This window comes from Kitasatospora sp. NPDC091276 (genome assembly GCF_040684355.1).
GTDB lineage: Bacteria > Actinomycetota > Actinomycetes > Streptomycetales > Streptomycetaceae > Kitasatospora.
On the sequence record NZ_JBFBFU010000004.1, the window covers coordinates 1 to 24,061 of the forward strand.

Below are 24,061 nucleotides of genomic sequence, written 5' to 3' on the forward strand. Positions count from 1 at the left end.
CTGGAGGCGGCGCGGCAGCTGACGTATGCGGCGGCGGCGAAGTCGCAGCGTGGGGACGGGGATCTGACGTTCTTCGGGGCGGCGGCGAAGTGCTACGCGTCGGATGCGGCGATGGAGATCACGACGGACGCGGTGCAGTTGCTGGGCGGGTACGGGTACACGCGGGACTATCCGGTGGAGCGGATGATGCGGGACGCGAAGATCACCCAGATCTACGAGGGGACCAACCAGGTCCAGCGCATCGTCATGGCCCGCAACCTGCCGTAACAGCGCCTCCGAGGTGCACCGACGGCCGGGCCGAGCACCCGGTCCGGCCGTTCGGGGCCGATGCTATGTTCCGGGAATGAGCGAGAAGGAAGAGCAGGACCTGCCCATGAACGACGGGCCCGCCAAGCCGGCGATGCGCGAGGCGCTCGTCGCCGCGGCCTTCGAGCTCTTCCTGGAACGCGGCTTCGAGCAGACCACCATCGACGACATCGTCTCGCTCGCCGGGGTCGGCCGGCGCTCCTTCTTCCGCTACTTCCCGGCCAAGGAGGACGTGGTCTTCCCGGACCACGAGCGCAGCCTCGCCGAGATGACGGAGTTCCTGGAGTCCGGCACCGGCGAGGAGGACCCGGTCAAGCACGCCTGCGACGCGGCCCGGCTCGTCCTGCGGATGTACGCCGAACAGCCCTCCTTCTCCGTCCAGCGCTACCGCCTCACCCGCAAGGTCCCCGGCCTGCGGGCGTACGAGCTCTCCGTGGTCTGGCGCTACGAGCACACGCTCGCGGCCTACCTGCGCGGCCGGTTCGCCGACCGGCCGGACGGCCCGCTGCGCGCCGACGTGACCGCCGCCGCCGTCGTCGCCGCGCACAACCACGCCCTGCGCACCTGGCTGCGCTCGGGCGGCGAGAGCGACTGGGTGGCCGAGGTCGACGCGGCGATGGCCTTCGTCACCGGCACCTGGAACGACCGCCCGGGCGGCGAGAACGGCGCGGGCGGGGAGTCCGGGGAGTCCGGGGAGTCCGGGGCGGACGATGTGGTGGTGCTGGTCGCCAGCCGCCGGGCGCCGCTGTGGCGGATGGTCCAGGGCATCGAGAGCGCGCTCGGCGACGCCCACCGGCTCTGACCGCCGGCTCCGGCCGACGCCGACCCGCTCCGGTCGCCACCCGCTGCGGAGGACGCTCCCACCCGAACGGCGCAACTCCGCTCGTCCGGCGCCCGGCTGACGGGCCGCACGCCGTGCGGGCCGCCCGGCCCCGGGCGAGACTCGGTCGCAGGACGGGGGCCGCGCGCCCCGGGAGCGCGAAGGAGCGGCGATGCCGGGGACGCCCCAGCAGGAGAACGGTGGCCCCACCCTGCGCCAGGTGCTGCTCGGCAAGGGCTACCTCGGCCTGCTGCTGGTCGCCGCCCTGATCGGCGCCCCGGTCTCGCTGGTCGCCTTCGGCTTCGTCGGCCTGGAGCACCAACTCCAGCACTGGGTCTGGGAGAGCCTGCCGGTCACCGCCGGCTTCGACCGCGCCCCCTGGTGGTGGCCGCTGCCCGCGCTGCTGCTGGCCGGCCTGCTGCTCGCCCCCGTGGTCACCCGGCTGCCCGGGCACGGCGGCCACGTGCCGGTGGACGGGCTGGGCGGCCCGCCCACCCCGCCGGGCGCCGTCCCCGGCGTGGTGCTGGCCGCGCTCGCCTGCCTGCCGCTCGGCGCGGTGCTCGGCCCGGAGGCGCCGCTGATGGCGATCGGCGGCGGCCTCGCGCTGCTCTCCGTCCGGTCCGCCAGGCGGTCCCAACACCCGGAACTGGTACCGGTGTTGGGCACGGCCGGGGCGGCGGCCGCGATCTCCACCATCTTCGGCAGCCCGCTGGTGGCGGGCGTGATGATGATCGAGGCGGCCGGGCTGGGCGGCCCGCGGCTGATCGCTCTGGTCCTGCCCTGCCTGCTGGCCAGCGGGGTCGGTGCGCTGGTCTTCACCGGCTTCGGCCACTGGACCGGGCTGTCGATCGGCGCGCTCTCGCTGCCGCGGGTGCCCGAGAGCGGCGTCCCGGACCCGGGTGACTTCCTCTGGGGCGTCCCGCTGGCGGTGGTGATCGCCGTGGTCTGCGTGGCCGGGCAGGCCCTCGGCCGGCGGGTCAAGGCCTTCACCACCCGCGATCCGGACGGCCCCCGGCCGATGCCGACCGCTCGTCGGACCGCCGTCCGGACGGTGCTGTGCGCGATCGCCGTCGGAGCCTGCCTCGCGGCGTACGCCCTGCTCACCGGTCGCTCACCGGAGGAGGCCGCGCTCTCCGGGCAGGCCACCCTGGGCGCGCTGGCGGCCGACCCGGCGGCCTGGCCGATCGGGGCGCTGCTCGCCCTGGTGCTGTGCAAGACGGTCGGCTGGGGGATCGCCCTGGGCAGCCTGCGCGGCGGCCCGATCTTCCCGGCGATCCTGATCGGTGCCGCGCTCGGGGCGGCCTGCGCGCCGCTGCCCGGCCTCGGCACCGCGCCCGCGCTGGCCGCCGGACTGGCCGCCTCCGGCGCGGCCGTCACCCGGCTTCCGGTCACCAGCACGGTGCTGGCGGCGGCGTTGCTGGGTGGTCAGGCCGCCGATGCGATGCCGCTGCTGATCGTCACCGCGGTGACGGCCTTCGTCACCGGCGAGCTGGTCCGGGGGCGGTCGAGACGCGTCCACGTCCCGCCCGGCGGGGGTGGGCCGGCACCGGCCGACTGACCGTCCAGCCCTCGCCCGGCCCCCAGGCGCCCGTGGCCCCGACGTCAACGTTCTGCGGCGCGAAAATCCCTTCGGGGGACGGCAGATGAACAACTGCGGATTCCACGGTCCCCGGTCGGCGGGGTGCGCGATAACGGAGGCACCCCGGCCGGCCGGCCGACGGGGCACCAGGACCAGCAGCCAGGGAACCGAGGAACGACACCCATGCCGATCAGCGACTACGGCGTGCTCGCCGCCACCGCCGTCGACCGGCGCCGCGAGGGCGCCACCGACACCCCGCACTACCAGATCCACCTGCGCGACGCCGGGGGCACCGACTACCGCGCGGCGGTCAACGTCCTCTCCCAGCAGGCCCCCGCCGACCTGCGCTACCTCGCGGTCGAGGACTTCCGGCACCCCGTCACCGGCCTCCTCCCGCCGGCCGGCAGCGGCTGGAACCCGGTGCCGTCCCGGCCGGGCACGGCGAGCCTGGACTTCGTCCGCGGGCGCCTGTTCGACCCCGCGGCGATGCGCGTCCTGCCGCCCGACCTCCCGGGCCCGGACAACGACCTCGCCGACGTGCTCGACCAGCACGTCCAACGGGCGATCGCCGACCCGGCGGCCGCGGTGTACGTCTTCGGGCAGCGCTTCGGGCCCGAACCCGGCGTCCCGGACAAGGTGTTCGGCTTCCTGCCCGGCAACGGCGTGCACGACGTGCACATGAACCAGGGCAACAGCGGGCGGTTCCGGACGGACGACGGCGTCTACCAGGACGGCGCGCTGCTCGTCCACCTGCCGGCGGAGAGCCGGTGGGCGGCGGTGTTCCTGGCCTTCCAGTCGCAGTCCTGGCACACCGACGACCGCACCGGACACGCCCTGCCCGCGTCCGTCCCGCACCCCACCCGCCCCCGGACCGGGCCCCGTCAGGCGACCGGCCCCCAGCAGTAGGTCCTGTCCGGCCGATCCTGGCGGATCAGCCCGCGCTGTGGGACCGGCGGGACTGGGCGAGCAACCAGGCGTAGACCTCGGGGTCGTCGTACGTCCGCGTCCAGGAGTCGTGGCCGACCCCCGGGTAGCGGGTGAACCGCACCGGACCGCCCGCCTCCCGCAGCGCCTCGACCACCCGCTCGGTGTGGGCGACCGGGACGACGTCGTCCTCCCCGCCGTGGAAGGCCCACACCGGGAGGTCGACGAGGCGCGGCGCCGCCTCGCTCAGCCCGGACCCGCAGATCGGCACGGCGGCGGCGAACCGGCGCGGGTACCGGGCGGCCAGCGCCCACGTGCCGGTGCCGCCCATGCTCAGCCCGGTAACGTACCGCCGGTCCGGGTCGATCCGGTACGTCCGCGCCACCTCCTCGACCAGGGCCGCCAGCGCGCTCACCTCCGCGACCCACGAGCTGTGCGCCGGGCACTGCGGGGCCACCACCACGAACGGCAGCTTCGCCCCGGCGGCGATCTGCCGCACCGGACCGTGCACGGCGAGCGCCGCCAGATCCTCGCCGCGCTCCATGGCGCCGTGCAGGAACAGCAGCAGCGGCCACGGCCTGGGGCCCTCGTCGTACCCGTCCGGCAGCGACAGGGCGTACCCCAGGTCGTTGCCGTCCTCGTCGACGGCGAAGCGGTGGTGCTGAACAGGTGCGGACATCGGTCTCCTCCAAAAACGTCAGGGGTTCCACGGGGCGGACCCGCCGCCACCACCCTTACCGAGGAGCCTCTCCGATTGATGACGCCGCCGTCACGGTTCACGTCGCAAAGACGCCGGACAGGGCCCGAGCGAGGGCGGCGCGGCGATGCCGAACTCCCGGCGGAGCGCGGAGACGGCGGCGAGGTAGCCGCTCATGCCGTGGACGCCCGGACCGGGCGGTGTGGACGCGGAGCACAGGTAGACGCCGGGCAGTGGGGTCGCGTACGGGTTCCACCGGGGGGTCGGGCGCATGAGCAGCTGGCCGAGGGTCAGGGCCCCGGCCCCGATGTCCCCGCCGACGTAGTTCGGGTTGTACGCCTCGTACTGGACGCCGTTGGTGCTCCGGGCGGCGACGACCGTCTCGGCGAACCCGGGCGCGTACTTCTCGATCTGTGCCGTGACGGAGCCGGTGGGGTCCGCCGCGTACCCGTTGGGCACGTGCGCGTACGCCCAGACGGGCCGTTTCCCGGCGCGGACCCGAGCGGGATCGGCGACGCCGGGATCCACCAGCAGCACGAACGGGTCGCCCGCGTCGACACCGCGGGCGACCCCGGACTCCCGGCGGTAGATCTGCGCCTGCGACCCTCCGAGGTGCACGGTGGCGGCCCTGGCCACGTCGGTGTTCCGCCACGGGATCGCCTCGGACACCAGGAAGTCGACCTTGGCCGCCGCGGGCCCGTACCGGAACCTGCGGAGCCGCCGCCGGTAGGCGGCGGGCAGCCGGTCGCCCGCCACGGCCGAGAACTCCTTCGGCCCGGTGTCGAACATGACGACGCGCGAACCGCGCACCTGCGCCAGGTCGGTGATGCGCGCACCGGTGTGGATCTGCCCGCCGTGGCGCCGGATGTCCTCGGCCAGGCCGGCCGCGATCTCCGAGCTCCCGCCGCGCGGCACCGGCCACCCCGAACTGTGCGCCAGGTGGCCGAGGAAGACCGACACGGCTCCGCCGACGATGCTGGGGAGCCTGCCGACGGCGTGCGCGGCCACCCCGGCGAGGAGGGCGGCCGCCTCGTCGGTCGCGAACCGGCGGGTGGCGAGCGCCGTCCCGTGGACCAGGGACCGCCACGCGAGCATCGCCGGAGTCCGCAGGGACGTGGGGACGGAACGGAAGTCGGAGAGGAAGAGCTCCCCGATCTCGGCGCTGCGGCCGATGAGCGGTGCCATCAGCCGCCGCCAGCCGGCGCCGTCGCGGCCCAGCGCGTCGCAGGTCCGGTCGAGGTCCTGGTACGCCACGGCGGCCCGCCCGTCCGCCAGCGGATGGGCGTAGGACGCTTCCGGCCGGAGCAGGTCGACGCCGCGGGCCGACAGGTCGAACCGGCGGAAGAACGGCGACACGGCGGCCATCGGATGGACGGCGGAGCAGATGTCGTGCCGTACGTCGCTGTCGAAGAGGGCGTGCGTGCGCAGGCCGCCGCCGATCTCGTCCTGGCTCTCGTAGACGTCCACGTGCAGCCCGGCGCGGGCGAAGGTGACGGCCGCCGCCAGGCCGTTCGGCCCGCTGCCCACGACCGCGACGTCCCTGTTCCACTTCATGGTCGGTCCGCCTCGTTCATGGTCGGTCCGCCGCGCGGGATTCCACGGGCGGGGCGGCCGCTCACCGCGAGCTGGTGCTACCGGCGGCCCTTTGCATCGAACATTCCTTCCAGCTCCTTCAGGACCGACGGCAGGTAGAAGCCGGTCTCGCCCTCCCATTTTCGCTTCCCGACGCTGTACGCCGCCACGGTCTGGCTGACCGAGACGTTCGGGCGCCGCAGCAGGAGCTCCATGTTGTGTTCGACGACGGCATTTCCGGCCGGAAAGGCGGTGGCGAGCACGATCGGCTTTTCGGTGATCTGCAACGCCATGGTGGCGGGGGTGTCGCAGTTTCCCGAGGCGAGCCGCATCGCGAAATCGAGCGTCGCGGGGAAGACGGCGAAGGCGTCGACGCGTTCGCCGATCCCCACGTGCGCGGATTCCGGGAGGGAGGGGTCGGCGTAGTCGTCGGTCCACACGTCGCCGCCCACCAGTCGGCGCAGGGCTTCCAGCGTCACGAATCGCTGTGCGGACCTGGTCACCAGGAGATCGCTCGTGATCCGGGGAAACGACTGGCGCAGCCAGTGCAGCCAGTACGGTGTGAGCGCGGCATTGATGGATCCGGTCACGATGAACAGGATCCGCTTCTCGCCCAGGTCGGGGATCGCCTGACTTCCGGCGCTTGCGGCGATTCCGGTGCTCGCAGCGCTTCCGGAGTTTCCGGTGCTTTCGGTTTCGGGCATCTCGGTGTTCCCCCGGTTCACAGGGCGAGTTCGGGCGAGATCATGATGGGCTTGATCCCGTCGGCACCCTCGGCCGGGACGGACGCCACGATCATGAACTGGTAGTCCCCCGACTCGCTGCTCCTCCTGCACGCGTCCCGCACGGCCCCGGCCATCAGGTTGTACCCGTCGCTGTTCAGCATCCATTCGAACATGGCCCCGTTCGAGGCGAGCGTGCGCACCTGCGACGCCATGTCGAACAGCGCCTTCGGAACCCGGCTCCCCGGGTTCCACAGCACGGCGAGCGGCTTCGCCTCGTTCCGCATGGCCAGGTCGGCCCACGTGGTCCACCCGTCCGCGGGCGTCGCGCGCGTGCGGTAGAAGACGTACAGGTCCTCGATGCCGGGGTTCGGAGCGAAGAAGCGCCACTGCGGCAGGTCGGGGAAGAACGGCAGGCGCATCTTGATCGGCAGCTTGTCGTCGGGCAGGTTCTCGAAGACCGTCAGCACGACGTGCGTCACCAGGGCGGCCTTGACCAGGGACGTGACGGTCCTGCGCCACGCGCTCATGAGTTCTCCAGGATGATCGCCGCCGTCTGCTGCGCCAGGGCGGGCTTGGCGATGATGGACCGGTGGCTGCTCGCCGGGACGACGTGGAAGTCCGCGGCGACCCGCTCGCTGAGCTTGCGCTGCTGCTCGGTGTTGTTTGCGGCCGAGATGACGACGCGCCGCAGCGGGCCGGCGGCCACGAAGTCCTGGCCGGCGAGGGGCTCGTGGAGGTACTCCTGGCGCGCCGCCAGCAGCACCTGGGGGCTGGAGATCGAGGCCAGGTAAGCCCGTTGGATGTCCGGGCGGTACTCGAGTTCCCGCTCGGTGGGGCTCGTCAGCCAGCGGGTGGTGCCCAGGGCCGAGCCGAGCAGCCGTCGCGCGGTGTCCTGGTTGTAGCGCGCCACCCGCCGCTTCGACCCGCGGTCCTCACCGAGGAGTACGGCGTCCGTCCCGTCGACGATGTGCAGGACGGTGGCGCGCTCGCGCACGTAGGCGGACTCCGCCGCGACGTTCATGGCGGTGAGGGCGCCGATCGAGTGGCCGCACAGGACGACGTCGCCCTCCGGCGCGAGCTGTTGCAGGAGGAACTCGACCGACTGGGCCGGCCGCAGTCCGCTCTTCGAGCGCCAGTACCCGCTGCGGTGGTAGCGCAGGACCCGGAAGCGCCGGCTGAGCAGCCCGGCCACCCAGTCCCAGGACTCCAGCGGCGCGCCCAGGCCGCTTTCGAGGACCGCGACGGGGGCGGTGGGGCCGAGCTCCTCGCCATCGAGCGCGTACTCGATCGCGAGGCCGTCCGGGCCCTGGATCAGGGAGGTCCCCTTGAGTCCGCTGCGCCGGGTGTACTCCTCCTCCAGGCGGATGTACGAGAGGTAGGCGCTGACCGCGGCGGCGGCGCTGAAGGTGGCGACCACCTGGCGTTCGAACCTCATCCCCGGCCCCCGTTCCTGGGCAGGCGGTCCACGGCGTAGAGGACCGCCGCGTGGGCCGAGCTGAATCCCCAGAAGAACCGCGGCAGGCCCATCGTCACGGCGATGCCCAGGTGGAAGAGCTTGACGCCGGCCAGGGCCTTGCGGGCGTCCGCCGGCGCCAGCAGGTAGACGACCGGGAACCCGGTCTCCCAGACGATGGTGAACCACGTCATCGAACTGCACAGCAGCGGGCTCTTCTTCAGCCACCTGGCGACCGCGCTGTCCCCGTACTGCTGGGTCTGCAGGACCTGTTCCAGCGCCTCGCCCGACCGCCAGGTGCTGGAGATCGCCTTCGCCGCGCCGGCCGTCACGTAGGCGATGAAGGTCTGGGCGTTGACCGCGCGCAGGAAGAGGTCGTCGGACTTCTCGGCCTCGGGGACCAGGGCGGTGAGCAGGCGGTAGCCGCAGATCAGGGCGGCCATGTGGTCCGCCCCGTCCCTGCCGAACGAGGTGCGGTACTTGCTCAGGCCGCTGGAGGCCAGCATCAGGCCGGCTCCGGTGATCTGCTGCGCCCGGCTCCTGCGGCCGGTCAGGGTCAGCGCTCCGCCGACGACGCCCATGGCCTTGATGGCGACGGCACCGCCGCGGCTGTCGATCGCCTTGCGGAGGGCCTGCGGGACCACGCTGCGATCACGTTTCGAACTCAGGCCCTGCAAAAGGCCGTTGGGTCCGTAGGCGGCCGTCCTGGTCAAGGCTTCGAGGCCGCTGATGATCTCGCCCACCGCGGCCGGGGCCAGCGTCCAGTAATGCGCGTCCTCGCGCGATATGGGGTGGGAAGGCTCGTTGACGATCTTGGTGAATGGCATTCACGCGTCCTAGTGCTCCAGTCGAGCGGGGCCGGAAAGGGGAACCGCTCGTCCCCCTTTCCGGCCCGTCTGCTCACATGGGTGGTGTCACCGGTGGGTCAGTGGTTCAGCAGCCGAGGCAGATCGTGCTGCCCGTCACGACGACCTCGCATATGGCGACGATGGTGGGGGTGGTCATCGCGGGAGCGTTGTGTGCGTTCACGAAACCCTCCTGCGCCTCCGCGAACGAAGCGTTGACGGCATCGGTCACGAACTCGACACGCGATTCGGTGGCGTTCACTCTTTCTCCTTTTGATGGTGGAGACAGCGGCCAACCCGCAGAGGACCGACGTCCGCTGCCGGCCGCTGCCGTTCGACCATATGTCGTTTCGGTAACCACGGGAAGACCCTTGATGCGTTCATGGTGTGCGCAATGCGAATCAGTGGCGGATAATTTCGAAGAAATTGACCAATTCCATTGTAGGCGGACATTCTTCGAATTCTGTGCAATGCCCCTTTTGTTGCGGAGTCGCCGGATGCTCATGTATTCGATCATTGATGTCGCAGGTCAGGCCTTGATCGAGAATCCGGGCGGGCGGAGGATTCCGCCGAACAGTCCGTATGGCCTCAAATCGCCCCATTTGACTTGACGGCCTCGGGGTCGACCGGAGGATGCGTGCCGGGTCGTCCGGAGGGTGTATTTGGGTCGGCTTTGCAGGATTGGGACGCCTTGCTATGATCGGCCCAATGTTCAGAAAAGTGTGAAAATGAACGTTTCGATCATCCGAGAGAAGACGGCTCGTCGATTGAAAAAGAAAACCGGCAAGGCGGCGGACGCACCGCTGCTGCAACTCGTCGACGTCACACACGCGTACGGTGACAGCACCGTGCTCGACCGGGTCTCCCTCCGCATCCACCGTGGTGAGTGCGTTTCCCTGGTCGGGGAGAACGGATCCGGCAAGAGCACGCTGCTCCGCGTGGCGGCCGGCCGGGAGAGACCCTCCGCGGGGTCGGTCGTCTTCGACGGGGAGGAGATCCACGAGGATTCCCTGGACGTGCGCAAGCGGGTCGCGTCGGTGATGGATCCCGGTGCGTTCTATCCGGACCTCACCGTGCGGGAGCACCTGCGGCTCGTGGCGCTGTCGCACGGCATGGGCGCCGGAGCCGATGCCGCGGTCGACGGGGCGCTGGAGTCGCACCGCCTCACGGCGCAGTCCGAACAGTTCCCCTCGGCCCTGTCCTCCGGGCAGACCCAGGCGCTGCTCCTCGCCGCCGCCTTCATCCGGCCGCACGACCTCCTCATCCTCGACGAGCCGGAACAGCGGCTCGACTCCCACGCCCGGACCGCCCTCGCCCGCCTGATCGCGGAGCACCGCGACCGCGGAACGGCCGTCCTCATGGCCACCCACCACCGGGCCCTGAACGAGGTCGCGGACCAGATCGTCGAAGTCGGCTCGCGTGCGGGGCACTCGGGCCCGTCCGGGGCGGTGCGGGGGGAAGGATGAGCGGTTTGAGCGACAGCGTGGCACCCGCGACCGGGACGAGGACGCGGGTGCCCGACAGGTCGGGGGACTGCACCGCGGACACCCTGCTGTTCCTGCGCGAAGCCCGGAGCGGCACGCGCCAGGAGAAGCGCAGGAGCGCGTGGTTCATCGCCTACACGGTCCTCCTGGTGGGCGGCTGCTGGGGCGTCCCCGCCCTGCTCCAGTGGACGAGTTCGACCCGGGCGGCCGACCGGCCACCCGTGCAGATCGGGGAACAGGCGTCCGCGACGCTCCTGGCGGTCATCCCGGCGGTGCTGGTCCTCGCCCTGCTGCTCACCGCCCGGGGAGCGATGTGGCGCGGCCCGGTCCTGCTGGACCGGGCCACGACCGGCTTCCTGCTGCCCTCGGCCGTCGACCGGCGAGCCCTGCTCGCGCCGGGGCTGCGCTCCTCGGTGGCGCTGGCCTCCGTGGTGAGCGGCGTCGCCGGCGCGGTCGCGGGCTTCCTGTTGCAGGGCCTGGCCCCGCAGTCGTGGCTCCTGCTGACCCTCGCGGGCTCCTGGACGGGCGTCTCGGTGGCGCTCACCACGAGCGCGGTCGGCGTCCTGGTCGAGCGGAACGACCAGTGGATGTCCCGCTACGGCCGCGGGGTCTTCGCCGCGGGGTGGCTCCTCGCCGCGGTCGCCGCCGCCGGCGTGTGGACGGCATGGACACAGGGGCGGACGGGCTGGCTGCAGGACCTCCTGCTCTGGTCGGGCCCGTGGGGGTGGGCGTCCCAACCGCTCCTGTGGGCGCTCGGCCTCGTGGGTACGGCGGGCGCCGTCGGCACGGTGCTGTCGGTCGGCACCCCGGTGGTCGCCCTCGTCCTCGCCTGGCGGGAACTGCCCGCGATCCCGCAGGCCGCCCTCAGGCTGCGCGCGACGGTCGCCGCCCAGATCAGCACGTCCGTCCTCATGCTCGACCTCCGCCAGGCCCGCTCCGGAGTACCGCGGCTCAAGGAGCGGCGCAGCACCCCCCGGCTCCGCCTCCCCGTGCCGCGGCACCGGCTGCTGCTGGTCCCGTGGCGCGACCTCACCTGCCTGCTGCGCAACCCCCGCCGCCTGGGGTGGGCCGTCGTCTGGAGCGGGCTCGCCGTCGGACTGACCGCGGCCGCCCCCTCCTTCACCTCGACCGCACAGCAGATCGTCGTCGTGCTGTCCCTGGTCGCCGAATACCTGGCGGCCGCTCAACTCACCGAGCCGGCCCGGCTGGAGAGCGACGACCCGCGGCGCTCCACCAACCTGCCCTGGACGTTCAAGTCGCTCGCCCTCCAGCACTCGGCGGTGCCCGGCGGCCTCCTCCTCGCGCTCACCGGAGCCGGCGCACTGGCGTGCGCGCTCGGCGGCCGGGGCGCCGCAGGACTCCTCCCGCTCCTCGCCTCCGTACCCGCACTCACCGCGGCCGCGCTGGTCAGCTCCTACCGGGGCGTCGTGCCCATGCACCTGACGATCGGTGTCAACACCCCCATGGGCAACACCGGCCCCGGCCAGGTGGCGCTCTGGTACCTGCGCGGCCCGCTGGCGGTCGGCACCCTCCTGTTCCCGCTCGCCCGCTCCGCAGCCCAGGGCCACCCGTACGCCGCGGCACAACTCGCCTGGACCCTGGCCGTCACCGCGGCCGCCCTCTGGTGGGTCCGGCGCACCGCCCACCGCCTCCACACCCGATAGCCCCGACCCCACACCAAGGGCCGGCCGACCCGCCGTCACGTCGGATCGACCGGCCCCACGAGGTCGGCCGACCACCATGCCCGAAGCCACGACTCCCTGGCGGAGCTCTCCACCACCGCCCGACACCACTCGCCGGGCCGCCGGCCCCGCGGTTGGTCACACGACGGCCGGGAAAAGCAAAAGACCCCTGAATCAACAGGGGTCTTGCTGGTGTCCGAGGGGGGACTTGAACCCCCACGCCCGATAAAGGGCACTAGCACCTCAAGCTAGCGCGTCTGCCATTCCGCCACCCGGACCGGGTGTTGTCTTCACGGCTTTCGTTCTCTCGTCGGCCGCGCTGACAGATGTAACTGTAGCAAAGATCGGCTTGGGGTCCCAAAACGGTTCGGGGCGGGGGAGCGAGGGTGGTGGCGGGGGCAAGGGGGAGTGTGTGGCGGGGGCGTGACCAGGGGGTTTCGGGGGCGCGCAGGGGGTGGATCCGGGTCGGGGGCTGGGGGAGGATGGGCGTACGTGCTCGTACGGCCCGGGTGCAGGTCCTGGGGGTGGCGCGCTGGTGCGTCGGTGCGGGCCAAAGACGAGGAGTGACCGTGAGCGAGCGGAGCGAGTCGGCGGGGCCGAGGGCGACGGCTGAGTCGGAGGTCGCCGGGATCTGTCGCGATCTGATCCGGATCGACACCAGCAACTACGGGGACGGCTCCGGCCCGGGGGAGCGCAAGGCGGCGGAGTACGTCGCCGAGCAGCTCGCGGAGTTCGGGGTGGAGCCGCAGATCTTCGAGTCTGCCAAGGGGCGGGCCTCGACGGTGGTGCGGATCGAGGGCGAGGACCGTTCCCGCCCGGGCCTGCTGATCCACGGCCACACCGACGTGGTGCCGGCCAACGCCGCGGACTGGACGTACGACCCGTTCGGGGGCGAGATCGCGGACGGCTGCGTGTGGGGGCGCGGCGCTGTCGACATGAAGGACATGGACGCGATGACCCTCGCGGTGGTCCGCGACCGGCTGCGCACCGGCCGCAAGCCCCCGCGCGACCTGGTGCTGGCGTTCGTCGCGGACGAGGAGGCCGGTGGCACGTACGGGGCTCGGTTCCTGGTGGACAAGCACCCGGAGCTGTTCGAGGGCGTGACCGAGGGCATCGGCGAGGTCGGCGGCTTCTCCTTCACGGTCAACGACCAGGTGCGGCTGTACCTGGTGGAGACGGCCGAGAAGGGCATGCACTGGATGCGCCTGACGGTCGAGGGCCGCGCCGGGCACGGTTCGATGGAGAACGACGACAACGCGATCACCGAGCTGTGCGAGGCGGTCGCCCGGCTCGGCCGGCACAAGTTCCCGCTGCGGATCACCAAGACCGTACGGGCGTTCCTGAACGAGCTGTCGGACGCGCTCGGGGTCGAGCTTGACCCGGAGAACATGGACGAGACCCTGCGGGTGCTCGGCGGCATCGCCAAGATGATCGGCACCACGCTGCGCAACACCGCCCAGCCGACCATGCTCGGCGCCGGCTACAAGGTGAACGTGATCCCCGGCCAGGCCACCGCACACGTGGACGGGCGCTTCCTGCCCGGCTACGAGGAGGAGTTCCTGGCGGAGCTGGACAGCGTGCTGGGCCCGCGCGTGAAGCGGGAGAGCCTGCACTCGGACAAGGCGATCGAGACCACCTTCGACGGCGCGCTGGTGGAGGCGATGCAGACGGCGCTGCGGGCGGAGGACCCGATCGCCCGCGCGGTGCCGTACTGCCTGTCGGGCGGGACGGACGCCAAGTCGTTCCAGGACCTCGGGATCCGCTGCTTCGGCTTCGCGCCGCTGCAGCTGCCGCCGGAGCTGGACTTCGCCGGGATGTTCCACGGTGTGGACGAGCGGGTGCCGGTGGACGGGCTGAAGTTCGGCGTCCGGGTGCTGGACCGGTTCCTCGACGCCTGCTGAGCACCTTGGGTGGGCGGCCCGTTCCCGGAGTGCCGGGGGCGGGCCGTCCGCATTGTCCGAGCTAATGATTTGGGACAGGGCGAAGGAGATCAACAGAAACGATCCTGCAAGGAAATGCGGATCGACCGTGTGTGCGGACCGTCACCGTTGCGAGTGAATGGCAAATCTGTTCCGTACCCCGTTTGCCACACCCTCGTTCATCCCTGTGCAACCCGCCGAACGGGTTGCGTTGTCCATACAGGAGGAATGATGAAGGTCAAGAAGATCGCCGCTGTTGCCGCCGCCACCGGTGGCCTGGTGATCGCCGCCGCTGGTGTCGCGTCCGCTCACGGCGGTGCCGGCGCCGAGGGTGTGGCCGCTGGCTCCCCGGGTGTCGTCTCCGGCAACCAGGTGCAGATCCCGGTGCACGTCCCGGTCAACCTGTGCGGCAACACCATCAGCGTGATCGGCGTGCTGAACCCGGCGTTCGGCAACCACTGCGCCAACTTCTGAGTCACGCTCCGAGCTGCTGAGGCTCGTTGAGCCGACTTATTCGGCCCCCGGGCGGCGGACGCGCCGCCCGGGGGCCGCTTGCATGCGGAGTGAGGGGAGCTGGGTGCAGGGAGCTGGATGCGGAGAGGCAAACAAGAGAGCAATCGCTCGATCGGGTGAAGTTGGTTCGTTCGGCTCAACCTCTCCGCCGCTCTCTCGTTAACTCCTGTGCAGTCGAAGACCTTGCCGGATATCCGGATATTCCGACTTTCGGAAGGTATTTACGTCAAGGTCGTCACGTCGTTCTCGATACGTCAGGGGAAAAGATGAGGAATGTAGCCAAGAAGGGGATCCTCACGGTCGTGGCCACCGGCAGTGTCCTGGCCTCGACCGCCGGCTACGCCTACGCGGGTGCCGAGGCCCAGGGAGGTGCCGCCGGATCGGCGGGCGTCGCCTCCGGGAACTCGGTGCAGGTGCCGGTCGAGGTGCCGATCAACGCCTGCGGCAACACCGTCGACGTGATCGGCGTGCTGAACCCGTCCTACGGCAACCGCTGCGCCAACGTCAGCGGCCACCCCGAGGCCGCCAAGCCGGGCGGCTCCCACGCGGGCTCCGGTTCCCACACCGGCTCCGGCTCCCACGCCGGCCCCGGGGCCAACACCGGCTCCGGCCGGGGCTCCTCCGCCTCGGGCACGTCCGCCTCCGGTGTCGCCGCCAACTCGCCCGGCGTGGTCTCCGGCAACAGCATCCAGGCCCCCGTGCACGTCCCGGTCAACGCCTGCGGCAACTCCGTCGACGTGGTCGGCGTCGGGAACCCGGCCTTCGGCAACGACTGCGCCAACGTCGCGCAGCCCGCCCCGGCCCCGAAGCCGGCCGACGACTGCCCCGAGAAGCACAGCCCGTCCATCCCGCCGCAGGCCGGCGGAGAGGTCCCGGGCAACCCGCGCAACGGCGGCCCGTCCACCACCCCCGAGGCCGGCGCACACTCGGCCCCCGCCGTCGCGCCGGTCGCGAGCGGCCAGGTCGCCCCGGTGGCGGCCCGCGCCGCAGCCCCGGTCGTCGCCTCCTCGCCGGGCGGCGCCGTCGGCAGCCAGCTGGCCTCCACCGGCGCCGGTGACGTCGAACTGCTCGGCGCCGCCGGTCTCGCCCTGCTGCTCGGTGGCGGTGTGCTCTACCGCCGCGCCCGCGCCGGGGCCCGCTGAGCCGCCGGTAGGCCACACCCCGCGGCGCCGCCGGAGCACGAGGCCGGAGCGTGACGCGCCCGCGGCCGCCTGGAGGTACGGGTGGCCGCGGGCGGGCGGAGGTCCGGTGTGAGAACCCGCATCAAGGCCTGACATGACGTGAAGCCCCGGCTCGAAGCCCGGCGTGAGATCCCCACCGCGACGGGCGCGTTCCCCGGCCCGGAGCTCGCCGATCCGGAGCCCCCCGACCCGGCCGCCTCCCGCCTGGGCCTTCCCCACCCAGGCGCCCCGCCCGTCCATCCCCGCGGCGGCGGGCGGGTTCAGGCGCGCTCGCCCGTCACCAGCTCCGGACCTGCCGGATGATCCGCCGCCGCAGCCGGACCGTCCGGCTCCCGTCGGGGAACAGCCTCAGCCGGTCGAGCTCCCAGTGCCCGTACTCGGCGTGCTCGGTGAGCAGTTGGCGTGCCGCGTTGCGCGTGGTGCCGCGCGGCATGCGCAGCGACTGGTACTCGTACTCCGGTTGCCGGACCGGCTTCGGTGGGGTCAAAACGCTCCTCCTGAGGATCACCTGCGCGCAAGCCTACGACCTGCCTCGGACAGTCGGCCCGGGTATTTCCGGACGTCCTCCCGGCCGCCCGTCCGACCCGGTGGGACGCCCCGGACCGGCCGGGGCGCGCCGGCCCGACTGACAGTGCATCAGTCCCGTTGTTCCTCCGGACGGGATACCCCGATCCCGGCGCGCGAAGCGGCACCCGATCGGCCCCGCGCGGCCCGGCCGCACGCCCTTCGCGCCGGGCATGCGCGGGGACAGAAGCACGCGGATCGGACATCAGGGGGGAAGTTGCGGTGAAATCGCGGGTGTAGGTGACAACCGCTGTGCGTACCGACACCGCGGGGAGATAGCGTCTGCACCATGTCTGATGCCGCGCAGCCAACCATTGCCGAGGTACGCGCCGCCGCCGAGGCGGTCAAGGCCGCCATCGACCGTCATCTGGAAGCGGTGTCAAGCCCCAGCGCAGCGGATGATCCCGCTGTGTCCGCCGCCTACGAGCAGCTCGCGACGGCGGCCATCGCCTACGACCAGATCCTCTACGAGGTCTACGACGAGGTCACCCCCTTCGAGATCCCCGGGGACGAGGGTCCGGGCGGCTACCACGGCCCCGAACAGCCGGAGGCGATCAGCGTGCTGATCCGCCGCGACTACCACGTCGCCGACCCCAAGCGGCTGCGCGCCCAGGCCGAGCGGCTCGACGAGTCGCTGACCCCCGGCGGGGGCGGCACCAGCGGGGTGAACGCCGCGATCGGTGTGCTGTTCGGCGAGTACGAGCCGGACGAGATCGCCGCCCGCAGCGAGGAGTTCGGCCTGGAGGAGGCGGACTCGACGCTCTGGGTCGCGGCGGCGGAGCCGACCGAGCCGGGGGAGTGGCTGCCGGAGCCCTTCGAGCACGCCGACCCGCAGATGCTGATCTGCCGGTTCGACGTGAGCGAGGTCTACGACGACGAGGACCCCGACGACTGAACCGTTCGTCGTGCGGACACCCGGAGGGCGGGCCCCACCTGTAGGGGGCCCGCCCTCCGCGCGTTCCGCCGACCGGCGCGCAGGACCTAGTACGCCGAGGCGGCGTTCTCGGCGAGGATCGCCCGCAGCCGGGTGGTGCGCGGCTGCGCCGGGCGCTCGGTGACGGCCTGGGCGAGCGCCGGGCCCGCCGCGTGCACCACGGACAGGTGCCGCTCGCCGCGGCCGAAGGCGGTGTAGACCCACTGCCGGGTGAGCGCCGGGCCGGCGTCCTCCGGGAGCACCACGACCGCGCCCGGCCAGCGGCGGCCGAGTGCCTGGTGGACGGTCAGCGCCCAGCCGTGTCGCAGCCGGCCCGCCTGGGCGGGCGGGACGGTCCGGCGCGAGCCGTCCGCGTACGCCAGGTGCAGGCCGGTGGCGTCGCCGTCCAGCACCCGGGCCGGGCGGGTGACGCCGGGGGCCGGGGAGTCGACCACCCGGTCGCCCGGGTCGAAGCCGCCGAACCGGCCGGGCCCCGGGTTGAGCCGGGCCTTCGCGGCGGCGTTCAGCGCCCGGGTGCCCGCCGGGCCGCCGTGGCCGGGGGTGAGCAGCACCACCTGCTCGGCGGGGATGCCGAGGGCGCGGGGGATGGAGTCGGTGAGCAGCTGGAGGGCGCGGTGGACGGCTTCGCCGCCGTCCTTCGCGGTCAGGATGACCACCTCCTTGTCCGGCGCCTCGACGGGCTGGAGCTCGCCGATGCCGACGCCGGAGACCAGCTCGCCGATCGGGCCGAAGTCCGGGGTGCGGGAGGCGACCGCCGGGCAGACCTTGGCGGCCAGCAGGTCGGCGAAGAACCGGCCGGGGCCGGCCGACCAGAGCTGGCCGGGGTCGCCGCTGAGCACCAGCCGGGTGCCGTCGGCGAGCGACTCCAGGACGGTGGCGGCCAGTTCGACGTCCAGCAGCGGGGCGTCGAGGACGACCAGGACGTCCAGGGCGAGCGTGCCGTCGGAGGCGCGGCCCGGCCCGGCGGCGCCGGAGAGCAGGTCGGCGAGGGTGATCACGGCGGCCGGGGTGTCGGTGAGCGCGGCGAAGGACTCCCGGCCCTGGTCGGTCCAGGTGGCGGCCCAGGCCCGCAGCCCGAGGGCGCCGGCAGCGGCCAGCAGCGCGGCGGGTTCGGCGCGGGCGGCCTCGCCGCCGGTGTGCAGCACCAGGGCGCTGTCGGCGACGGCCTGGATCAGGGCGGTCGCGGAGGAGGACGGCGCGGCCTCGCCGGCAGCCGCCCACGCGGTCGGGCCGGGCGCGGCGGGGGCCTGCGGAGCGTCCTCCGCCGTGGCCTCCGCGGGGGCCACGCCCGAGCCGGAGCCGGAGGTCGGCTCGGAGCCCGCCTCGGAGCCGGAGCCCGCCTCGGAGTCGGAGGCCGGCGAGGAGTCGGCCGCGGACTCGGAGTCCTCCGCCGTCCCGGCGTCCTCCGCCGTGTCCTCCTCCGGACCCTCCTCGCCCGGCTCCGGGTCCTCGCCCGGCACGAAGGTCGACATCAGCCGGACCAGCCCGTCCGCGAGGCTCTCCTCGGCCAGCGCGAGTCGCTCCAGGGCGAGCAGCGTCCGGGTCGGCGGCTCCTCGTCCTCGTCGCCGCCCGCCGCGTGCGCCTCGGGACCGGTCAGCTCCTCCTGGAACGGCATCGCGCGCCCGTCCAGGACGGCGGCCTGGATCGCCGCGGCCGAGTCCGGCAGCCCGTGGCGGTCGAGCCCGGCCGCGATCTCGGCGACCTCGACGGCGGAGTGGCCGCGCAGCGCCGCCTGCTCCAGCAGCCACGGCACCAGCGCCTGGGCACGGCGCGGGTCGCCGGGGCCGGCGGCGGGGCCGAGCAGGCCGCGGGCGAAGCCGTCCGCGTGCTCGGGGCGGACGCCGGGCAGGGACAGCACGGCCCACGGGTCGGAGCGCAGCTGTTCGGCGGCGCCGTCGCCGAACTCGGCCACCGCGGCGGCCGCGAGATCGGCCGGGGCGCCCCCGGCGGTCAGCACCTCGGCGGTGTCCTTGAGGGCCTGCGCGCGCTGCTGGTCGGGCTGCGCGGAGGCCGGGGCCGGGGCCTTGGCGTCCTTAACGTCCTCGGCGTCCTCGGGAGCCGCGGGCCGGCCCTCGCCCTCCGGCGGTGCGGCCTGCGGGCCGACACTGCGGATCCGCTGCGCCAGCTCGGCGATCGCCGCCGCTTTCTCCGCCGGGCTCGCCTTCTCCGCCGGGCTCGCCGTCTCCGCGGGGCTCGCCGTCTCCGCGGGGCTCGCCGTCTCCGCGGGGCTCGCCGTCTCGGCCGGGCCGGCCGACTCCGTCGGGCTCACCGAGACTGCCGAGGTCTCCTCCGGAGCGCCGTTCTCCGTGTCACTCATCGTCCGCTCCAAGGGTCACTCCACTGCGTGTTCAGCTGAACGAGGGGGGCTACAGCTCGCTCCACCCCTGGTCCGGGTAGCGGTGCACCGGCGACGAGATGTCGTCCAGCGCACCACGGATCTCACCCGGAAGCGTAAGCGCCTCCACCGACAGTGCCGCCTGCAGCTGTGCCACCGTACGGGCCCCGACCAGCGCGCTCGCCACTCCGGGCCGGTCCCGGACCCAGGCGAGGGCGACCGCGAGCGGGCTGCTGGCGAGGCCGTCGGCGGCCGTGGCGACGGCGTCGACGATCCGCCGCGAGCGCTCCCCGAGGTACGGCTGGACGAACCCGGACAGGTACGGCGAGGCGCCGCGCGAGTCCTGCGGGACGCCGTGCCGGTACTTGCCGGTGAGCACCCCGCGCCCGAGCGGCGAGGAGGCGAGCAGTCCGACCCCGGCGTCCGCCGCGGCGGGCAGCGCCTCGCGCTCGATGCCGCGCTGGAGCAGCGAGTACTCCAGCTGGGCCCCGGCCAGCGGCGTGCGCCCGTGGTGGGCACGCTGCCAGGTGGCGGCCTTGGCGAGCTGCCAGCCGCTGAAGTCGCAGACCCCGACGTACCGGGCGCGTCCGGAGGAGACGGCGATGTCGAGGACGCTGAGCGTCTCCTCGACGGGCGTCATGGGGTCGAAGGAGTGCACCTGCCACAGGTCGACGTAGTCGGTGCCGAGCCGGCGCAGCGAGGCGTCGAGGGCGGCGAGGAGGTGGCCGCGGGAGCCGTCGAAGCGGCGGGCGGACTCCGGCACGCTGCCGGCCTTGGTGGCGATGACGAGTTCGGAGCGGGGGATGAGGCTGTCGGTGAGCCGGGAGATCAGGTACTCGGCGCCGCCGTCGGCGTACACGTCGGCGGTGTCGAGCAGGGTCCCGCCGGCGTCGACGAACTCCTTGAGCTGCTCGGCGGCCTCGTGTTCGTCGGTGTCGCGGCCCCAGGTCATGGTGCCGAGGCCGAGCCGGGAGACCTGGAGACCGGTACGGCCGAGGTGACGCTTTTCCATCGGACGGGCCCTCCACTGGCCGGTGGCACCGGGCGCCCCGGTAGCCCTGAGAACGCGCAGGCGGGGAGAGCGCTCCCCACGTCGGCTGAGCGTAGCGGCCGGTGTCCGGGCAGGGGTGGCGACCCGCAGAACGATCACCGGGCCCGGGCGGCGGCGGGTGTGACCCAGACCACCACTACCGGTCAGTAGCATGACCGGCGAGTGCGCGGCTACCCTCGCCACCAACCCTCACCGACTGGAAGGTTCGGCACATGCGACTCGGAATCAACCTCGGCTACTGGGGTCTCGGCATGGACGCCGACAACATCGCCGTGGCCCAGGAGGCGGACCGGCTCGGCTACTCGGTGTGCTGGGCGGCCGAGGCGTACGGCTCGGACGCCGCGACGGTGCTGAGCTTCGTCGCCGCGAAGACCGAGCGGATCGACGTCGGTTCGGCCATCTTCCAGATCCCCGCCCGCACCCCGGCGATGACCGCGATGACCGCGGCGACCCTGGACACCCTCTCCGGCGGCCGCTTCCGGCTCGGCCTCGGCGTCTCCGGCCCGCAGGTCTCCGAGGGCTGGTACGGGGTGAAGTTCGACAAGCCGCTCGCCCGCACCCGCGAGTACGTGGAGATCATCCGCAAGGCGATGTCCCGCGAGCGGCTGGTCCACGAGGGCGCGCACTGGACGCTGCCGCTGCCCGGCGGCCCCGGCAAGCCGATCAAGCTCACCGTGCACCCGGTGCGCGAGCACATCCCGCTGTACATCGCCGCGATCGGCCCGAAGAACCTGGAGCAGACCGGCGAGATCGCCGACGGCTGGCTCGGCATCTTCTTCTCGCCCGAGCACGCCGCGCTCTCCCTCGACCCGCTGAAGGCCGGCCGCGCCAAGGCGGGGCAGGGCTTGGACGGCTTCGACCTCTGCCCGACCGTCACCATCGCGGTCGGCGAGGACATCACGGCCGGCGTCGACTCCCAGCGCTCCTACGCCGCGCTGTACATCGGCGGCATGGGCAGCAAGGAGAAGAACTTCTACAACCAGCTCGCCCGGCGGATGGGCTACGAGCAGGCCGCCGACGAGATCCAGGAGAAATACCTGGCCAAGGACTACGCGGGCGCCGCGGCCGCCGTCCCGCACGACCTGATCGACGCCACCTCGCTGATCGGCGACACCGCCCGGATCGCCGACCGGATGCAGGCCTACGCCGACGCGGGCGTCACCACGCTCACCCTGGCCCCGTCCGGCTTCACCCTGGACGAGCGGATCCAGGCGCTGCGCACCGGCGTCGAGGCCTTGGAGCGCGCCGGCCTGGCGTAGCGGTCCGGGGCCGTCGGGCGGTACTACAGCCAGTCGTGCCGCTTGAACACCCGGTGCAGCACTATGCAGACCGCGACCATCAGCGACAGCACCGCCGGGTACCCCCAGGGCTGGCGCAGTTCGGGCATGTCCTCGAAGTTCATCCCGTAGACGCCCGCGATCATCGTCGGCACGGCGGCCAGCGCCGCCCAGGCCGAGATCTTCCGCATGTCGTTGTTCTGCTGCACGCTGACCTGCGCCAGGTTGGCGTTGAGGATGTCGGACAGCAGCCGGTCCATGCCGTCGACCTGGTCGGTCACCCGGGCCAGGTGGTCGGCGACGTCCCGCAGGTAGGGCAGGGTCTCCGGTCGGATGTACGGTTCGCCGCCGCGGGCCAGGCGCAGCGTCGGTTCCAGCAGCGGGCCGGTGGCGCGGCGGACGGTCATCACCTGGCGCTTGTAGCCGTAGATCCGGCCGGCGGTGTCGCGGCCGACCCGGTTGGGGGCGAAGACGTCCGCCTCCAGTTCGTCCAGGTCGGTCTGGAGCCCGGTGGCCACGTCCATGTAGCCGTCGACGATGGTGTCGCAGACCGAGTGCAGCACCGAGCTGGGCCCGTAGCGCAGCAGTTCGGGCTGCTTCTCCAGCCGGGCCCGCAGGCCGGAGAGCGGGGCGTCGGCGCCGTGCCGGACGGTCATCACGAAGTCCGCGCCGAGGAAGACCATCACCTCGCCGATGGTCACCGCGTGGGCGCCGGGGTGGTAGCCGAGCGTCTTGAGGGCGACGAACAGGGAGCCCTGGTACGGCTCGATCTTGGGGCGCTGGTGGGCGCTGACGGCGTCCTCGACGGCCAGCGGGTGCAGGGCGAACTCCCTTCCGACGTGGTTGAGTTCCTCGGCGGTGGGCTCGAACAGTCCTATCCAGACGAAGCCGCCGGGCCCGGCGGCGCGGGCGGCGGCGAGCGCGCCGGCGAGGTCGTCGGGGGCCTCGATCCGGTGGCCGTCGTGGTAGCTGGCGCAGTGGACGATCATCGGGCCATTGTGGCCCGGGGAGGGGTGCCCGGGGCGGAGCCGGGCCAGGACGGCCTCGCGGGCCGGTTGCGGCGGCGGCCCGGGAGGGCCCGTACCCCGCCCGCGCGTTGCGCGCCCGCACCCCGCGCCGGCACCCGACGGCCGCAGCTCGCACCGACACTCCACGCCCGCGCCCGGAGGCCGTAGGCTGAGCCCCATGCCCACCCTGCTGCTCGTCCGCCACGGCCGCTCGACCGCGAACACCGCCGGAATCCTGGCCGGTTGGACGCCCGGCGTGGACCTCGACGACACCGGGCGCGCGCAGGCCGCCGCGCTGGCCGGCCGGCTCGCGGGGATCCCGCTGGTGCAGGCCGTCAGCAGCCCGCTGGAGCGCTGTCGGCAGACCCTGGAGCCGCTGCTGGCGGCCCGGCCCGAGCTGGGCCCGCCCGCCGAGGACGAGCGGCTGGGCGAGTGCCACTACGGCGAGTGGACCGGTCGGCCGCTGGCCGAGCTGGCCAAGGAGCCGCTCTGGCGCACCGTGCAGGACCACGCGGCCGCCGCGGCCTTCCCCGGCGGGGAGTCATTGCGCGAGCTGAGCCACCGGACGGTCGGTGCGGTCCGGGAGTGGAACGAGAAGGTCGCCGCCGAGCACGGCGCGGACGCGGTCTGGCTCGCCTGCTCGCACGGGGACGTGATCAAGGCGGTGGTGGCCGACGCCCTCGGCCTGCACCTGGACCACTTCCAGCGGATCAGCGTCGAGCCCTGCTCGGTCACCGCGATCCGCTACACCCCGCAGCGGCCCTTCGTCCTGAGGATGGGCGACACCGGCGACCTCGGCTCGCTCGCGCCCAGGACCGGCGCGGCCCCGGCCGCCCCGGCGGGCGACGCGGTGGTCGGCGGCACCACCTGAGACGGTCGCCCCGCCTGACCCGCCTGACCCGCCTGACCCGCCTGACCCGCCTGACCCGCCTGACCCGCCTGACCCGCCTGACCCGCCTGACCCGCCTGGTACGACCCTGGCCTGACCGGCGCCACCCGACCTGACCGGAGCCGCCCGGCCCGGAGCCGCATCACGCGGGCGGGAGAGCCGCCGCACGCCGCTCCGCAGCGGCCGGCGGCACCACCTGAGCTGGCCGGTGCCACTGCGGCTCGGCTCCCCTGCGGGGGCCCGGAGGTCGTAGGGTGACTAACGAGCCCCGCCGCGTGGCGAGCCCGCGCCCGGGCCGCCGTA

Annotated in this window: 23 protein-coding genes and 1 tRNA gene; 12 read left to right on the top strand and 12 right to left on the bottom strand. The window is 73.1% G+C overall.

What is annotated here, in order from left to right; all coding sequences use genetic code 11:
• The 4 genes from AB0O19_RS05935 to AB0O19_RS05950 form a co-directional block, all read left to right on the top strand.
• A partial coding sequence (locus tag AB0O19_RS05935; protein ID WP_363618064.1) for an acyl-CoA dehydrogenase family protein occupies positions 1 to 267 on the top strand: 267 nt, incomplete at its 5' end.
• A gap of 76 nt (positions 268 to 343) precedes the next feature.
• Positions 344 to 1,108, top strand: a complete 765-nt coding sequence (locus AB0O19_RS05940; RefSeq protein ID WP_363618066.1) for a TetR family transcriptional regulator — start codon at positions 344 to 346, stop codon at positions 1,106 to 1,108.
• A gap of 190 nt (positions 1,109 to 1,298) precedes the next feature.
• The gene (locus AB0O19_RS05945; RefSeq protein ID WP_363618068.1) at positions 1,299 to 2,684 is read left to right on the top strand and encodes a chloride channel protein; all 1,386 of its coding nucleotides are present in this window, start codon (positions 1,299 to 1,301) and stop codon (positions 2,682 to 2,684) included.
• A 204-nt stretch (positions 2,685 to 2,888) separates the two neighbouring features.
• Positions 2,889 to 3,611, top strand: a complete 723-nt coding sequence (locus AB0O19_RS05950) for a YukJ family protein (RefSeq protein WP_363618070.1) — start codon at positions 2,889 to 2,891, stop codon at positions 3,609 to 3,611.
• A gap of 25 nt (positions 3,612 to 3,636) precedes the next feature.
• On the opposite strand, the gene AB0O19_RS05955 is transcribed toward AB0O19_RS05950, so the two are convergent.
• From AB0O19_RS05955 to AB0O19_RS05985, 7 genes are all read right to left on the bottom strand, one after another.
• A complete protein-coding gene (locus AB0O19_RS05955) occupies positions 3,637 to 4,308 on the bottom strand; it encodes a prolyl oligopeptidase family serine peptidase (RefSeq protein WP_363618072.1) in 672 nt (223 codons plus the stop codon).
• Between the two features lie 90 nt (positions 4,309 to 4,398).
• The gene (locus tag AB0O19_RS05960; protein ID WP_363618074.1) at positions 4,399 to 5,880 is read right to left on the bottom strand and encodes an NAD(P)/FAD-dependent oxidoreductase; all 1,482 of its coding nucleotides are present in this window, start codon (positions 5,878 to 5,880) and stop codon (positions 4,399 to 4,401) included.
• Between the two features lie 77 nt (positions 5,881 to 5,957).
• On the bottom strand, positions 5,958 to 6,602 hold the full coding sequence (locus tag AB0O19_RS05965; protein ID WP_363618076.1) for a flavoprotein: 645 nt from the start codon (positions 6,600 to 6,602) through the stop codon (positions 5,958 to 5,960).
• A gap of 17 nt (positions 6,603 to 6,619) precedes the next feature.
• Complete coding sequence (locus AB0O19_RS05970) at positions 6,620 to 7,150, bottom strand: hypothetical protein (protein ID WP_363618078.1); 531 nt, start codon at positions 7,148 to 7,150, stop codon at positions 6,620 to 6,622.
• Positions 7,147 to 8,058 (bottom strand): alpha/beta hydrolase, encoded by a 912-nt coding sequence (locus AB0O19_RS05975; RefSeq protein ID WP_363618080.1) that lies wholly within the window; start codon positions 8,056 to 8,058, stop codon positions 7,147 to 7,149. The genes AB0O19_RS05970 and AB0O19_RS05975 overlap by 4 nt, the downstream gene beginning before the upstream one ends.
• Complete coding sequence (locus tag AB0O19_RS05980; protein WP_363618082.1) at positions 8,055 to 8,903, bottom strand: hypothetical protein; 849 nt, start codon at positions 8,901 to 8,903, stop codon at positions 8,055 to 8,057. Before AB0O19_RS05980 ends, AB0O19_RS05975 begins: the two co-directional genes overlap by 4 nt.
• 106 nt (positions 8,904 to 9,009) lie before the next feature.
• Complete coding sequence (locus tag AB0O19_RS05985) at positions 9,010 to 9,183, bottom strand: cypemycin family RiPP (protein WP_350878031.1); 174 nt, start codon at positions 9,181 to 9,183, stop codon at positions 9,010 to 9,012.
• A gap of 505 nt (positions 9,184 to 9,688) precedes the next feature.
• Here AB0O19_RS05985 and AB0O19_RS05990 point away from each other — a divergent pair.
• Both AB0O19_RS05990 and AB0O19_RS05995 read left to right on the top strand, forming a co-directional pair.
• On the top strand, positions 9,689 to 10,387 hold the full coding sequence (locus AB0O19_RS05990; protein ID WP_363618084.1) for an ATP-binding cassette domain-containing protein: 699 nt from the start codon (positions 9,689 to 9,691) through the stop codon (positions 10,385 to 10,387).
• Between the two features lie 5 nt (positions 10,388 to 10,392).
• Positions 10,393 to 12,069, top strand: a complete 1,677-nt coding sequence (locus tag AB0O19_RS05995) for a DUF6297 family protein (RefSeq protein WP_363618086.1) — start codon at positions 10,393 to 10,395, stop codon at positions 12,067 to 12,069.
• A 208-nt stretch (positions 12,070 to 12,277) separates the two neighbouring features.
• On the opposite strand, the gene AB0O19_RS06000 is transcribed toward AB0O19_RS05995, so the two are convergent.
• Positions 12,278 to 12,365: transfer RNA gene (locus AB0O19_RS06000), tRNA-Leu, on the bottom strand.
• 291 nt (positions 12,366 to 12,656) lie between these two features.
• Here AB0O19_RS06000 and AB0O19_RS06005 point away from each other — a divergent pair.
• The 3 genes from AB0O19_RS06005 to AB0O19_RS06015 all read left to right on the top strand — a co-directional run bounded on the left by AB0O19_RS06005 (position 12,657) and on the right by AB0O19_RS06015 (position 15,661).
• Positions 12,657 to 13,988, top strand: a complete 1,332-nt coding sequence (locus AB0O19_RS06005) for a M20/M25/M40 family metallo-hydrolase (protein ID WP_063346934.1) — start codon at positions 12,657 to 12,659, stop codon at positions 13,986 to 13,988.
• A 246-nt stretch (positions 13,989 to 14,234) separates the two neighbouring features.
• Entirely contained in the window at positions 14,235 to 14,480 is a 246-nt protein-coding gene (locus AB0O19_RS06010) for a chaplin (protein WP_363583937.1), read from the top strand.
• Between the two features lie 341 nt (positions 14,481 to 14,821).
• Complete coding sequence (locus AB0O19_RS06015) at positions 14,822 to 15,661, top strand: chaplin (RefSeq protein WP_363618088.1); 840 nt, start codon at positions 14,822 to 14,824, stop codon at positions 15,659 to 15,661.
• A gap of 316 nt (positions 15,662 to 15,977) precedes the next feature.
• Here AB0O19_RS06015 and AB0O19_RS06020 read toward each other — a convergent pair whose 3' ends face one another.
• Positions 15,978 to 16,187: a DUF5703 family protein gene (locus tag AB0O19_RS06020; protein WP_280681853.1), complete on the bottom strand. Its 210-nt coding sequence runs from the start codon at positions 16,185 to 16,187 to the stop codon at positions 15,978 to 15,980.
• 366 nt (positions 16,188 to 16,553) lie between these two features.
• On the opposite strand from AB0O19_RS06020, the gene AB0O19_RS06025 reads away from it, so the two are divergent.
• A complete protein-coding gene (locus AB0O19_RS06025) occupies positions 16,554 to 17,159 on the top strand; it encodes a hypothetical protein (protein ID WP_063346931.1) in 606 nt (201 codons plus the stop codon).
• 86 nt (positions 17,160 to 17,245) lie between these two features.
• Here AB0O19_RS06025 and AB0O19_RS06030 read toward each other — a convergent pair whose 3' ends face one another.
• Both AB0O19_RS06030 and AB0O19_RS06035 read right to left on the bottom strand, forming a co-directional pair.
• Positions 17,246 to 19,516, bottom strand: a complete 2,271-nt coding sequence (locus tag AB0O19_RS06030; protein WP_363618090.1) for a helix-hairpin-helix domain-containing protein — start codon at positions 19,514 to 19,516, stop codon at positions 17,246 to 17,248.
• 49 nt (positions 19,517 to 19,565) lie between these two features.
• On the bottom strand, positions 19,566 to 20,546 hold the full coding sequence (locus AB0O19_RS06035; protein WP_363618092.1) for an aldo/keto reductase: 981 nt from the start codon (positions 20,544 to 20,546) through the stop codon (positions 19,566 to 19,568).
• A gap of 251 nt (positions 20,547 to 20,797) precedes the next feature.
• Here AB0O19_RS06035 and AB0O19_RS06040 point away from each other — a divergent pair, with 251 nt between their 5' ends.
• Positions 20,798 to 21,844 (top strand): LLM class F420-dependent oxidoreductase, encoded by a 1,047-nt coding sequence (locus tag AB0O19_RS06040; protein WP_363583931.1) that lies wholly within the window; start codon positions 20,798 to 20,800, stop codon positions 21,842 to 21,844.
• 23 nt (positions 21,845 to 21,867) lie between these two features.
• On the opposite strand, the gene AB0O19_RS06045 is transcribed toward AB0O19_RS06040, so the two are convergent.
• A complete protein-coding gene (locus tag AB0O19_RS06045; RefSeq protein WP_363618094.1) occupies positions 21,868 to 22,851 on the bottom strand; it encodes a magnesium and cobalt transport protein CorA in 984 nt (327 codons plus the stop codon).
• 196 nt (positions 22,852 to 23,047) lie between these two features.
• On the opposite strand from AB0O19_RS06045, the gene AB0O19_RS06050 reads away from it, so the two are divergent.
• Positions 23,048 to 23,740: an MSMEG_4193 family putative phosphomutase gene (locus AB0O19_RS06050; protein ID WP_363618096.1), complete on the top strand. Its 693-nt coding sequence runs from the start codon at positions 23,048 to 23,050 to the stop codon at positions 23,738 to 23,740.
• Positions 23,741 to 24,061 lie beyond the last annotated feature (321 nt).